The sequence below is a fragment of the Enterobacter cloacae complex sp. IR5450 genome (genome assembly GCF_049238665.1).
In the GTDB taxonomy this organism is placed as follows: domain Bacteria; phylum Pseudomonadota; class Gammaproteobacteria; order Enterobacterales; family Enterobacteriaceae; genus Enterobacter; species Enterobacter hormaechei_C.
In genome coordinates this window covers 44,201-57,540 of record NZ_JBMKIC010000014.1, presented here as the reverse complement: position 1 = coordinate 57,540, position 13,340 = coordinate 44,201, and the positions used below count along the sequence as shown (strand labels likewise).

Annotated in this window: 10 protein-coding genes; 4 read left to right on the top strand and 6 right to left on the bottom strand. The window is 56.1% G+C overall.

The window, feature by feature from the left end; translation table 11 throughout:
- Window positions 1–94: 94 nt before the first annotated feature.
- Entirely contained in the window at window positions 95–1,714 is a 1,620-nt protein-coding gene (gene pckA, locus ACOTYB_RS12900; protein WP_003861616.1) for a phosphoenolpyruvate carboxykinase (ATP), read from the bottom strand.
- Between the two features lie 376 nt (window positions 1,715–2,090).
- Between pckA and ACOTYB_RS12895 the strand changes: the two genes are divergently transcribed.
- Entirely contained in the window at window positions 2,091–3,848 is a 1,758-nt protein-coding gene (locus ACOTYB_RS12895; RefSeq protein WP_421765818.1) for a DUF4153 domain-containing protein, read from the top strand.
- A gap of 122 nt (window positions 3,849–3,970) precedes the next feature.
- Here the strand turns inward: ACOTYB_RS12895 and hslO are convergent, their stop codons facing one another.
- From hslO to ACOTYB_RS12875, 4 genes are all read right to left on the bottom strand, one after another.
- Window positions 3,971–4,855, bottom strand: a complete 885-nt coding sequence (gene hslO / locus ACOTYB_RS12890) for an Hsp33 family molecular chaperone HslO (protein ID WP_006812239.1) — start codon at window positions 4,853–4,855, stop codon at window positions 3,971–3,973.
- 18 nt (window positions 4,856–4,873) lie between these two features.
- Window positions 4,874–5,275, bottom strand: coding sequence for a ribosome-associated heat shock protein Hsp15 (gene hslR, locus ACOTYB_RS12885; RefSeq protein ID WP_112017686.1), 402 nt, complete (start codon window positions 5,273–5,275; stop codon window positions 4,874–4,876).
- Window positions 5,272–5,955: a GMP/IMP nucleotidase gene (gene yrfG, locus ACOTYB_RS12880; RefSeq protein WP_059294618.1), complete on the bottom strand. Its 684-nt coding sequence runs from the start codon at window positions 5,953–5,955 to the stop codon at window positions 5,272–5,274. Before yrfG ends, hslR begins: the two co-directional genes overlap by 4 nt.
- A gap of 64 nt (window positions 5,956–6,019) precedes the next feature.
- The gene (locus ACOTYB_RS12875; protein ID WP_220153394.1) at window positions 6,020–8,158 is read right to left on the bottom strand and encodes an intracellular growth attenuator family protein; all 2,139 of its coding nucleotides are present in this window, start codon (window positions 8,156–8,158) and stop codon (window positions 6,020–6,022) included.
- A 327-nt stretch (window positions 8,159–8,485) separates the two neighbouring features.
- Between ACOTYB_RS12875 and nudE the strand changes: the two genes are divergently transcribed.
- The gene (gene nudE, locus ACOTYB_RS12870; protein ID WP_003861622.1) at window positions 8,486–9,046 is read left to right on the top strand and encodes an ADP compounds hydrolase NudE; all 561 of its coding nucleotides are present in this window, start codon (window positions 8,486–8,488) and stop codon (window positions 9,044–9,046) included.
- Between the two features lie 94 nt (window positions 9,047–9,140).
- On the opposite strand, the gene mrcA is transcribed toward nudE, so the two are convergent.
- On the bottom strand, window positions 9,141–11,693 hold the full coding sequence (mrcA, locus tag ACOTYB_RS12865) for a peptidoglycan glycosyltransferase/peptidoglycan DD-transpeptidase MrcA (RefSeq protein ID WP_023314953.1): 2,553 nt from the start codon (window positions 11,691–11,693) through the stop codon (window positions 9,141–9,143).
- Between the two features lie 120 nt (window positions 11,694–11,813).
- Here mrcA and pilM point away from each other — a divergent pair, with 120 nt between their 5' ends.
- A complete protein-coding gene (gene pilM / locus ACOTYB_RS12860; protein ID WP_023314952.1) occupies window positions 11,814–12,587 on the top strand; it encodes a pilus assembly protein PilM in 774 nt (257 codons plus the stop codon).
- Window positions 12,587–13,078, top strand: a complete 492-nt coding sequence (locus ACOTYB_RS12855; RefSeq protein ID WP_196278544.1) for a PilN domain-containing protein — start codon at window positions 12,587–12,589, stop codon at window positions 13,076–13,078. Before pilM ends, ACOTYB_RS12855 begins: the two co-directional genes overlap by 1 nt.
- Window positions 13,079–13,340: the final 262 nt, after the last annotated feature.

Here is a 13,340-nt window from a genome sequence, read left to right as displayed (position 1 = left end):
AGGGTGGGGCCTGATGCCCTCACCCCGGCCCTCTCCCACGGGGAGAGGGAAAAAACATTAAAAAAGGCAACTTTCGTTGCCTTTTTGCTTTTACCTACAGCTTCGGTCCCGCACTCACCAGCGCAGCACCCGCCGGGGTGTCGGTATACTTCTCGAAGTTTTCGATAAACAGTTTCGCCAGCGATTCAGCCTTCTCACGCCACTGTTCCGGTGAACCGTAGGTGTTACGCGGATCCAGGATACGCGTATCCACGCCCGGCAGCGCTGTTGGGATCGCCAGATCGAACATCGGCAGCGTAAAGGTCTCGGCGTTATCCAGCGAACCATCCAGAATCGCGTCGATGATGGCGCGTGTATCTTTGATGGAGATACGTTTGCCCGTACCGTTCCAGCCGGTGTTTACCAGGTATGCCTGGGCGCCGGATGCCTGCATGCGTTTCACCAGCACTTCCGCGTACTGCGTTGGGTGCAGCGACAGGAACGCCGCGCCGAAGCAGGCGGAGAAGGTTGGGGTTGGCTCGGTCACACCGCGCTCGGTACCCGCCAGTTTAGCGGTAAAGCCGGAGAGGAAATGGTACTGCGTCTGGCTGGCGGTCAGGCGGGAAACCGGTGGCAGCACGCCGAATGCATCCGCGGTCAGGAAAATCACCTTCGTGGCGTGACCCGCCTTCGATACCGGCTTGACGATGTTCTCGATGTGGTAGATCGGGTAAGAGACGCGGGTGTTTTCGGTTTTAGACGCATCGTCGAAGTCGATAGAGCCATCGGCACGCACGGTGACGTTTTCCAGCAGCGCATCGCGGCGAATCGCGTGGTAGATATCCGGCTCTGCCTCTTCCGACAGGCGAATGGTCTTCGCGTAGCAGCCGCCTTCAAAGTTAAACACGCCGTCATCATCCCAGCCATGTTCATCGTCGCCAATCAGACGACGTTTTGGATCGGTGGACAGCGTTGTTTTACCGGTGCCGGAAAGGCCGAAGAACACTGCTACATCGCCTTTTTCCCCGACGTTCGCCGAGCAGTGCATGGAGGCGATACCGCGCAACGGCAGCAGGTAGTTCATGACCGAGAACATCCCTTTCTTCATTTCGCCGCCGTACCAGGTACCGCCGATCAGCTGGATACGCTCGGTCAGGTTGAAGGCGATAAAGTTTTCGGAGTTCAGACCCTGCTCTTTCCACTGCGGGTTGGTGCATTTCGCGCCGTTCATCACGATAAAGTCAGGGGTGAAGTCTTGCAGTTCTTCATCGGTTGGACGAATGAACATGTTCTTCACAAAATGCGCCTGCCAGGCCACTTCGGTGATAAATCGTACGGAGAGACGGGTGTCGGCGTTAGCGCCGCAGAACGCATCAATAATAAACAGACGCTTGCCGGAAAGCTGATGGGTGACAAGTCCTTTCAGATGCTGCCAGGTTTCCGGGGAGAGCGGTTTGTTATCGTTCTTACCTTTGCCCTTATCAGCCCACCACAGCGTATCGCGGGTGGTGTCATCTCGGACGATATACTTATCTTTCGGCGAACGACCGGTAAAAATACCCGTATCGACGGCGATAGCACCCAGGTTCGTCAACACACCACGCTCGTATCCTTCCAGTGCCGGATTGAGCTCTTCCTGATACAGCGTATCGTAATCGGGGTTGTAGACCACTTCCTGGACGTCGTGAATACCATAAGCCTTGAGATCTTGCGGGGTTAAACCATTAACACGCATATCACTGCTCCTTAGCCAATATGTACTGCCTGAAATTGTAGGGTTTTTCTGGGGATGTTAACCGCGACGGGGCTCATAGATTTACGTATCTGGTCAAAACCCTTACTAACGGAAAACGCTGCGACTCCAGTCACAGGGCGGGCAGATTATCGCAGGAATCGCTTTTTGGATGGGGAAAATGTTCTTAAAAGGTTAATCTCTGGTGAATTTATCCAGAAGAATGTGAATGTAATCGCATACATGTAAGAAAATTACGTAAGGGTTACACTGGGAAAACGATTCAGGTCTCTTGGGTCAGCTATTTTCAGAGTTTGAGGTGGGGGCCAGAGTTTTGCTTTGATGAGACAATAGATTTTTCATGAACAAGGGATGAGAAATGGAAAACCGTGAGACGTTATCCGCTTTAACGCGCGTAGCCGTCGTGCTGGCGGGGGCTCTACAGGGCGTAATTTGCTATGTAATCATGTGGTATATCGAGTACGCAAAATTGCCATCGGATACGCTGTGGCTGATGTGTGTAGTACCTGCCACCGTGGTAATGACAACCACGTTGTCTCTTGCCATGACGTCATTCAGAAAGCCATTTTTGTGGCTGTCACTCGGGATGATCGGCGCGGCAGTCGCGGGTATGGGCGGCTGGCTTAAGTGGAGCGTTGCAGGACTCGAAAGCTGGAATCTCAGAGATGAGATGCTCGTTTTCGGCTTTCATCTGCTGCTGATGACGCTGTTCGTGTTGCCATGGCTTCAGCGGCGTCTGGATCCCGTCCCGACTACCTCGTTCTACAGCGACTTTTATCAACGAAACTGGCATAACGCGCTGACACTGCTCATTATTTTTGTTTCGAATGGTCTCTTCTGGCTGGTGCTTTTCCTCTGGGCCGAGCTTTTCGAACTTATCGGCATCGGCTTTTTTGATCGTCTTTTCTTTCATTCTGACGGGTTTATTTCAGTGGCGATTGGCGTGGTTTCAGCCAGTGCGGCCGTGCTCACGCGTATGCAGGTAAGGTTAATCCATGCCTTGCAAAATCTGCTGACCCTCATCGCCACCGGTCTGCTTCCCCTAATGGCGGCGCTGGCGCTGCTCTTTATTGGCGCGTTGCCTTTTGTCGGCTTTGAATCCATTTCAGCCAGAATATCCGCCGCGGGCTTGCTGACCACCTTAGCGCTGCTGCTGTTATTCCTGGTGACGATAGTGTGGCATCCACAGCGTCAAACACTGCCTTACTATGCCCCGCTGCGAGGGATGATTCGCCTCGCTGTGGCTATCGTACCCGCGTATCCGGTTCTGGCGGGGTGGGCGCTGTGGCTACGCATTTCGCAATACGGCTGGTCACCCGAGCGTCTGTACGGGGTATTGATAACCATCGTGGCGCTGGTCTGGGCGATCGGTTTTTGCGCCAGCGCTCTGATTCAGCGCCGTGAACCGCAGAAGATCCATGCGTACGTCATCCCGGCGACCGGGCTGCTTTCCCTCATTTTCCTGGCGTTGGTCCATACCCCCGTGCTGGATCCGTGGCGAATAAGTGTTGCAAGCCATATGGCCCGCTATCAGAACGGCAGAATAACTGCGGATCAAGTCAGCCTGTATATGCTCAGTAACGCTGGACGAAAGGGGCGGGAGGCGATGCTCACGCTGCAAAACGATCCGCAGTTTATCTCTAACCCAAAACGCCAGCGTGAAATAAATGGTCTTCTCTCCAGGAATGCTGGCGGAGCAGGTAAGATGACCGCCGCGATGCTGGAAAAACAGGTCCAGCTCGCACCGGGAATGGCTCATCCTGATAAGACATTGTGGCAAGCCATGCTCAGCAATCAGTATCGCTTCGAGAGCTGCGATAGCGCCCAGAGTAACTGTTTACTTATGCCGCTGGATCTTAACAGCGACGGCAAGCCGGAAGCCGTGCTATTTCAATTTACCGATCGCACGATCGTGGCTTACACACAAACTAACACGGGCTGGAGGATCGCCGGGGACGCGTGGAAAATGCCGGAGGCATTGACCAGAGGAGAACTTGACCGCGCATTAAGGCAGAGGAAAGTGAAATCTGTCGTGAAGCCCTGGGCGGATATTGAGATTTTTGGGGAGCGTGTCGATATGAGCTACGACAGTTACAATAATGCGCAGTGGCGTTAGTGCTTTTTCTTGCCGGGTGGCGCTACGCTTACCCGGCCTACAATTAGCAATCATATCAAAAAATTGCACAATTCATTGTAGGCCCGTGCGAGCATAGCGCCGCCGGGCATCAGGCTCAGAGCTTAGTGAACCTGCGGATCCGCCGGAGAGGCGTTATTGCGGATCTCCGCGATATCCATCGAATTGAACACGTAGTGCGTACCGCAGTAGTCACAGTGCATATCGATTTCACCGTCTTCCGCCATGATGCTGTCGATCTCTTCATCCGGCAGCGTTTTCAGGGCACCAGCACAACGCTCGCGGGAGCAGGTGCACTTAAATTCCACCGCCTGCGGATCGTAAACCGTCACTTCTTCTTCGTGGTAGAGACGCCACAGCACGTCGGTCGCCGACAGGGTGAACAGCTCTTCCGCTTTGATGGTTTCCGTCAGCGTTGCCAGATGCTCGAAATCATTGGTCTGTGCATCCTGCGCAGGCAGAACCTGAAGCAGCATACCACCGGCAGCAGGCTGACCATCTACTTCACCGGTGCGGATGAACAGGCGGGTTGGCAGCTGTTCGGAACGCATGAAGTAATCTTCCAGGCAGGCGGCAAGCGTATCGCCTTCCAGACCGACAACGCCCTGATAGCGCTCACCCTCTTCAGGCGAAATCGTGATAACCAGGTAGCCATTCCCGACCAGCGTTTTCAGATCCGCATTTTCAGGGATATCGCCCTGAACGCGCGCCACGCCGCGCATTTGCTGCTGGTTATTACCGTTGATCACCGCCAGCGACATCGGGCCATCACCCTGCAACTGAACGGTAATATCGCCAGCGAACTTCAGCGTGGCGGTCAGCAGGCTGGTGGCAACCAGCAGTTCGCCCAACAGGGTTTTCACCGGCAGCGGGTAGTTGTGGTTTTCCAGAATCTGTTTCCAGGTTTCGGATACGGTGACCAGCTCGCCGCGCACGGCGAATTGTTCAAACAGATAGCGGTGTAATTGGTCGTGTTGGGCCATTTTCATCTCTCGTGCAGGTGAGGGTTACTCGCTCTCACCGTGTTTAAATTTCATCAGATCGCGGCGCTCTTTTTTATCCGGTCGCCGGTCCGGGTGAGGCATAGTTAGCGCGTTCATTTTGCGCGCCAGCGCGGTTTTCTCGCGCTTCTCTAGGCTTTCGGCCGTCTCTTCATACAGCAAAACGGCTTCGGTTGCGGGCCGCCGTTGTTCGGTAATGGCTTTCACCACCACCGTTTTCTCATCGTTGCCCTGGCGAAGCGTTAACGTGGCATTCAGTTCAACCAGCTTGCTCGGTTTGCTGCGCTGACCGTTGTAATGCACCTTTCCGCCGTCAACCATTTCACGGGCAAGGGCGCGCGTTTTGTAAAAACGGGCGGCCCACAGCCATTTATCCAGTCTTACCCCATCAGAGGGTTTTTCTTTCATGGCGTCTCCTTCACGGTGAGTGAGGGGATCATCCGGCGATAGTCGTTCAGCCCCGGATGTCGCAGATAGATTTTTTCAGCCAGGCCGGAATCCGGATTGGTCACGCCCAGACAATAGCGAATGCCAAAAGCGGCCGCAGAATCCAGAATCGGCTCGCTGTCGTCAATGAACAGCGTGCGTTCCGGCTGTAAACCGGTTTCTTCTACCACGGCATGCCACAACCGCTGATCCTCTTTCGGATAACCAAATGTGTGGGTGGAAAGCAATAAATCAAGGTGCGAAGCAAGACCGGTATGTTCCAGCTTCACGGCCAGGTTATGGGGATGCGCATTTGTCAGCAAAATACGGCGCTTACCGCAGGCTTTCAGCGCGTCCAGGAACGGGACCGTATCTTCGCGCAGTACGGCGCGTGCGCCCTGGGCGGTGGTCATGGCACAAATATCCAAACCGAGTCGCTCGCTCCAGTAGTCAAGACAGTACCAGTTTAGCGTATGCTGCACCGCGCTATATTGCGAACGAATGAATTCCTGCGCTTCTGCCGGGGAGATCCCCTGCTGTTCACCGTAAGTTTCCGGGACCAGCTTTTGCCAGAAATAGTTATCAAAGGCGAGATCAAGCAGCGTGCCGTCCATATCAAGCAGGACGGTATCGACCGCCTGCCAGTCGATATCAAGATGCATAAGGGGGAACTCCAGCCAGAAGAAACGTGCGCGACAGGGTAGCACAACTTGTCGCGCAGGGACGTTATCCGATCAGGCTCTCAGAAGAGGAGATCAGTTTCGGGTTAAGGCAATTTTCGTAGTAGGCCTGGATTTCTGCCAGCCGCGTGCGGGAACGCTGATAGCGGCGTACGGCCTGATAACCGTTCCAGACGATGCACGCCAGCATCGCAATCAGCAGCAGGGATGTCCCTATATAGCGCCACAGGCCAGCGCTATCCGGCATACGGTGCAGGCCAATATGACGCGTACCGTTGGCGTCGGTGAAGAGGGTGGTGACGATCCCTTCCGCGCTGAATGGTGTCTGCATCAGCATCTGCGCCAGACGCTGGAATTCGCTCCACTGCTCCTGAGCAGGATAGTTATACAGCGAAACCTGCGGATAAGGTTGATCCACCAGGTCGCTGCCTTCATCGCTGGCAATCACAAAACCGCCCGGCGCCGGGCTGTTAAGCGCCTGGGCGGCACGGGTGGTTTCACGCATCACGAAGGGGGCGGTAGAGGTCGCCACCAGATTATCCAGCGACTCGGCGCTGACCGGACGCAGAAGCACGTTCACACCGTCCAGGCGTCCCGCTTCGGCGCGTTTCACCAGCGCGTCCCAGTCTTTGCTGTTGCCGAGGTTGACGAGCGCGTTCTTCAGCCGGATACAGTCATCCTGGGCGGAACAGAGATCCTCGGTTTTCAGGACGATTTCGCCAAAGTCATCCAGCAGCACCATGCCCGACTTCTGAATAGCCGAACGCAGGGCAGGGCTGACGCGTGAATCATCATCCGGTTTTGGATGGAGCTGGCGATTAATCGTCTGGGTGAGCGCAGTGGCCTTATTGACCACATCCGATTCCGGCAGCGGCAGCGGAGAGGCGTCATTCCAGATGATCTGAGAGCAGTCGAACGGCGCGAACGGCGAGTTCTGGCGCGTGTTCCAGGCACCCGGTGAGTGGATATTACACATCCCGGTGCCTTTGAGGCGCAACGTATCCCCCACGCGTACACCCGCTTCTTCGAGCTGCTGTACGCTGGTGGCTTCCACGGTTTGCGCCCCTTTAATCCATGACAGGGTAAATTTAATTGGCATATCCAGCGGCACGAAAAGCAGCAGCATGAGGAAGATTAACGCGGCGCCACCGGCAATCACCGCGCTGCGAAGCCAGTGCTGAAGCGGGAAGTTTTTCACTTCGTCGTGCAGGGATAAGTAGCGCCCCTGGCGTACAACGTGGCGGTCGAGATAGATATCAATATCCGTTTTGTGGCCCAGGTCCTGCGCAATCCACGGCTGCCAGTGGCGTGGATAGATAAGATCGATGATCCCGAGCGAGATATTGTTGATATGTTCCTGATCGTTCTCACCGAACAGTCCCCAGCGTTTTGGGGTTCCGCGCAGGCAGTGAATTTCGCGTAATGACGTTTTTGCCGGCGGGGCAAATATGCCCCACAGCCCGGCGGCCAGAAGCAGTACTGCGCCACCCGCGAGCCACGGAACAAACACGTCCGGCGTCAGCAGGCAGATGAAAAAGAGCAGGAACGAGACGACAATCAGCACCGCTTCGCGAATGCCATCCGGGCGGCTCAGGACGTACTCTTCATGCGTTTCCTGGCGGATGTTGAGCAGTTCAATCTGCTCTGTCTCTTCACCACGAATAGAGGCCTGCGTTCCGCTCGCGCGTTCCAGCGCAAAGCGTGGCGCTTCCTGAACATATTCGCTCAGAGTATGACCATTGAGGGAGATAACCAGCGGCAGCGTATCGGTATGGATGAGCTCGACGCTGTTTTCGTCGTTAATATACTGTTCCCAGAAGGGAGGCAGGTGTACTTCAACAGAGTCGAGATAGTAACGCCATTTGTTGGGATCGTCGGTTGTGATGCCATAGCGGGTAATGGAGCGCGTCACGCACAGAACGGTGTCGCTTTGGGCGTTCAGGTTGAGCGATACGGGGGCGGCGCTGGCGCCGGTAGGGCCAGGCGAAAGCCGGGATCGGTTCAGCGTGTCGAGATACTGCTCAACGGTGCTGCGTTCCTCTGGCGAAAGCTTGCGCGTGTTTGCTCCGGCGAACGCGTTTAAAAAGGGCAGCCGATAACGGCGATGTACGCGGCGCCTGAATACCCACACCGCAATCGACGCGCAGGCCAGCACAGCAGCGAGAAAAATCAAAATGGTGCTCATGCTTTCCCCATCTTACTTATCTTCTTACAGGTGTTGTCAGTCGCACCTTTTGTACAATGAATGAGATTCTGTGGTCGGCTATCGGCAAGTATGGAGTCTAACTTGAGCATGTTGACGCGCATCCCAGTGACCGGTAATGATAACAAAGCCTGTTCCGGCGCGATATCAGCAAATTCCTGGAAACATTTCAACCTCTTGACATTTGTTTTGAAATGAGAATCGCATTCAATTACGTTGCATAAATGTAAATAAAGAGCAATTGACATTGCCGAAACCGTGCGGCGTATCGCACAATAAAGCCAGTTCACCCAGCAAAGACCCGTCAAGATGACCAAACCCTTACAAAAGCCCACCATTCTGAATGTTGAAACCGTCGCGAAATCGCGTCTGTTTAATGTCGAAAGCGTGGATCTGGAGTTCAGCAACGGTGTGCGTCGTGTTTATGAGCGTATGCGCCCCTCCTCGCGCGAAGCGGTGATGATAGTGCCTATCGTCGACGAGCACCTGATCCTCATTCGTGAATACGCCGTGGGCACTGAATCCTACGAGCTGGGCTTCTCCAAAGGACTGATCGATCCGGGCGAAACGGTGTTTGAAGCGGCAAACCGGGAGCTGAAAGAAGAGGTCGGCTTTGGCGCGAAAGAGCTGACGTTCCTTAAAAAGCTGAGCATGGCGCCGTCCTATTTCTCCAGCAAAATGAACATCGTTGTCGCGGAAGATCTCTATCCTGAATCGCTGGAAGGAGACGAGCCGGAACCGCTGCCGCAGGTTCGCTGGCCGCTGGCTCATCTGATGGATTTGCTGGAAGATCCTGACTTTAACGAGGCACGCAACGTGAGCGCACTGTTCCTGGTACGAGAGTGGCTGAAGGGGCAGGGGCGTTTGTAGCGCCACCATTAAAAACGGCAACCGAAGGTTGCCGTTTTGCATTGACGTTGTAGGCCGGGTCAGGCGTAGTCGCCACCCGGCTTTTTTGTCGGCGTCAGAACAGCTCGTGCGTCTCGCCGTTATCAATGATCTCTGTACCCACCTCATGCACTGCCTGCGTGGTTGGCTGCGTACCCTCGATGAAATACTCGGCACGGCTGTTGCCGCCATTCGCGAGCTGTCCAGTGCTGCGGTCAATATTGATCGTGACAATGCCCGGCGGAGGCGTTAGCGGCTGCTCCGGCACGCCCTCGAGAGCGGCCTTCATGTAAGCATCCCACGCCGGTTGCGCACTCTTAGCCCCACCCTCATAACCGGAAATCTGATCTTTAATCGCGCCAGAAGCGGTTGTGCGCCCCAGAGTGCGGCGGTGATCGTCAAAACCAATCCAGACCGAGGTGACAACGCCCGGGCCATAACCTGAGAACCAGGCATCTTTTGAACTGTTGGTTGTCCCGGTTTTGCCGCCGATGTCGTGGCGCTGCAAATCGCGGCCCGCTCGCCAGCCGGTGCCTTGCCAGCCCGGTTCGCCAAAGATGTTGGTGTTCAGTGCGCTCTTAATCAGGAACGACAGCGGCGTGCTGATCACGTGCGGGGCGTACTCCTGCGCGCCACTCTGGGCGACCAGCGCCTGATTGGCCTGTTCCAGCTGAGGCTGCGGCACCGCCAGATTCTGACGTTCCTGAGAGATCGCCACATCTTCCATATCCTTGTTTTCCAGGACATTGGATTTTGGCGTGTCGCCGTAAATCACCGGAATATCGCATTCAGGGCAGGCAATTTTCGGTTTCGCTTCAAACAGTACGCCGCCCTGATCGTTCTCGATTTTGCTGATGAAATACGGATCGACCAGGAATCCCCCGTTCGCCATCACCGAGTAGCCACGAGCGACCTGGAGCGGCGTAAAGGACGCGGAGCCGAGCGCCAGAGATTCGGTATGAACAATGTTTTGCGCCGGGAAGCCGAAGCGTTGCAGATACTCTGCCGCATAATCAACGCCCATCGCACGCATCGCGCGAACCATGACCACGTTCTTCGACTGGCCAAGGCCCTGACGCAGACGGATAGGGCCAGCGTATTGCGCCGGAGAGTTCTTCGGCTGCCAGTCAGAGCCCGCACCGGCATCCCAGCGGGAAATTGGCACGTCGTTGAGAATGCTGGCGAGCGTCAGCCCCTTATCCATCGCCGCGGTATACAGGAACGGTTTGATGTTCGAACCAACCTGACGCAGTGCCTGGGTCGCGCGGTTAAATTTGCTCTGGTTGAAATCGAACCCGCCAACCAGCGCCATCACGGCACCGTTCTGCGGATTGATGGAGACCAGCGCAGAGTTGACGTCCGGCACCTGCGCCAGCCACCAGGCATCACCGACCTGACGGACCCAGATTTGTTGTCCGGTTTGTACGACATCGGTCACTTTACGTGGCGTTGGCCCCTGAAGGGTGTCAGAACGGTATGGACGCGCCCAGCGGACACCCTCCATGCGCAGCGAAACGGATGTGCCATCGGCCATCATCGCCACCGCTTCCTGTGGATCGGCCTGGGTGACGACAGCCGGACGCAGCGGGCCATAGGTCGGCAGCGCTTTCAGGGAATCAGTGATTTTTTTACTGTCCCATGCGCCTTCCCCCACTTTCCACAGCACGTTGGACGGGCCGCGATAGCCGTGACGCATATCGTAATCCATCACGTTATTACGCACCGCCTGCTGGGCAGCCTGCTGCACTTTGCGGGTCACGGTGGTATAGACGCGATAACCATCTTCATACGCTTTATCACCGTAGCGACTCACCATCTCCTGGCGAACCATTTCAGTGAGATACGGTGCAGAGAAGGCGATTTCCGGCGCATGGTAATTGGCGTCAATAACGTCGCTGCGCGCCTTATCGTACTCAGACTGACTGATATAGCCTTCGCTCAACATACGCGACAGCACCACGTTACGGCGCGCGGTGGCGCGGTCCTGCGAGTAGAGCGGGTTAAACGTGGATGGCGCTTTTGGCAGGCCGGCAATGGTCGCCATTTCGCTCAGCGTGAGCTGATCGATCGGCTTACCAAAATAGACCTGAGCCGCAGCCCCTACGCCATAGGCGCGGTAGCCCAGATAGATCTTGTTGAGGTAAAGCTCAAGGATCTCGTCTTTGCTCAGCAGTTGCTCAATGCGGATCGCGAGGAACACCTCTTTGATCTTACGCATCAGCGTCTTTTCCGGGCTGAGGAAGAAGTTACGCGCCAGCTGCTGAGTAATAGTACTTGCCCCCTGAGAGGCATGACCGGAGAACAGCGCCACGCTTGCCGCACGGAAAATACCGACCGGATCGACACCGTGGTGCTCGTAAAAACGGCTGTCCTCGGTGGCGATAAAAGCCTTCACCATCACGGGTGGAATTTGATTTAAGGTCAGTGGGATACGACGTTTCTCGCCGTATTGCGCCATCAGTTCACCATCGGCGCTATAGACCTGCATAGGGATCTGAAGCCGCACATCACGAAGCGTGGCGACATCAGGGAGTTGCGGCTCGACATATTTGTACAAACCAATAATCGAGCCTGCTCCCAGCAGAATGCAACAGACTGCAAGGATCAATAAATACTTTACGAACTTCACCGGAGATTTCCCATTTGGTTTAGCCTGGGCAGTTTCTAAACAATCGCGCGGTAGTATAAAGGCAAGCCTGATTCATTGATATAGCCGTCACTCCGACGGGCGATAAGGAGATCGTGAAGCATGGCTTTTAAAACGTGGCAAACAGGTGTTCATATTCAACAGGATAAGGTGGTTGCGGTAGCGCTGACCAGAGAGCGGGCCGGATGGCGTTTACGGCGCTGGTGGGCGGTGCCGCTGTCGGACGGCGTTATCGGGGAAGGCAAAATACTTAAGCCAGAAGAGCTGGTTAACGCATTACGTGGCTGGCGGAAAACATTGCCGCACTCGCATCGGGTATTCCTCTCATTTCCGGCAACGCGCGTTCTGCAACGCGCGTTGCCCCGTCCATCCGTTACCTTGCGTGACAGCGAACAGCTCACCTGGGTAGGCGCCGCATTAGCGCGTGAGCTGGAGATGCCCGCCGATACGCTCTGCTTTGACTACGCGCAGGATACGTTCAGCAACACTTTTCAGGTTACCGCAGCGCAAAACAGAGAGGTTGATACCCTGTTGACGCTGGCGAACGCGCTGCGTTTGCGTCTGGCAGCAATCGCCCCGGATGCCGGCGCGCTGGCTAATCTTCTCTCTGCTGTTGCCCCCGCCCGGTGCGTCGCCTGGAGAGATCAACACCAGTGGCTATGGGCGATGCGTCACCAGTGGGGGCGGCGCTACACCACAGAAGCGGCGACGGTGAATGAACTGGCGGCGCTGCTTGCGCTTTCTTCTTCTGATATCGCCGTGTTTGATGCTGCCCGCGATCCCTGGGAAGCGGTGACGCTGTGCCAGCCGCCGCTGCCGGAATGCGGTGCTGATTACACCGTCGCCCTGGCGCTGGCCATGAGCGAGGCGCCGTAATGAGCATGCCCAATCTTTTACCCTGGCGTCGGCAGCAACGTAATCAGCGCCTGCGTTTCTGGGGGCTGCTGTTTGCCGCCTCATTGCTGGTGATGCTGGCGGGTGGTTTCAGTCTGCGGGCGACGCAGTCTCTCGCGTTACAGGCGTTGCAGAGCGAACTGGCGGGGACTCGGGCGGTGCAGAAAGTATTGAGAGCCCGTCAGCCGCAGTCAGCGGGGCTGAAAACCTCTTCGCCGCCGTCTGATCCGGCCTGGCAACCCGCGCTGGAATCGCTTGCCAGCGCAATGCCCCGGCAGGCGTGGCTGACGGCGCTGCGTTATCAGCCACCCTCGCTGACCCTGACCGGCTATACCACTTCACTGCCAGCGCTCGCAGCCATGACCGATGCGCTGAAAAGGGTGACGGGATTTAACCCCGGACCGGCAGGCGAACTGCAACAGGATAGCCTGGGGCGATGGATGTTCTCTTTTAAACTGCATAGCCGGAGGTAGCCGGTGGGTATCTGGTATCAACGCTGGGCTGATGCACGTCCTTCCCGGCGCGTCCTTTGCTGGTTGATCGCGTCGGGGCTTGTTGCGTGGGCAATTTGGGGACTGCTGCTCAGGCCCGCTGCTCTGCGTTACGCCGATGTTCAGGCGCAGGCCATCAGTGCGAAGCGAATCAACGCCTCGCTGTGGCCAGAGGCCGGACGGCAAGCAGTGTTTACGCAAGTGACGCCCTCGCGGCCCTTTTGTCCCCTGGCATTTCAGCGTG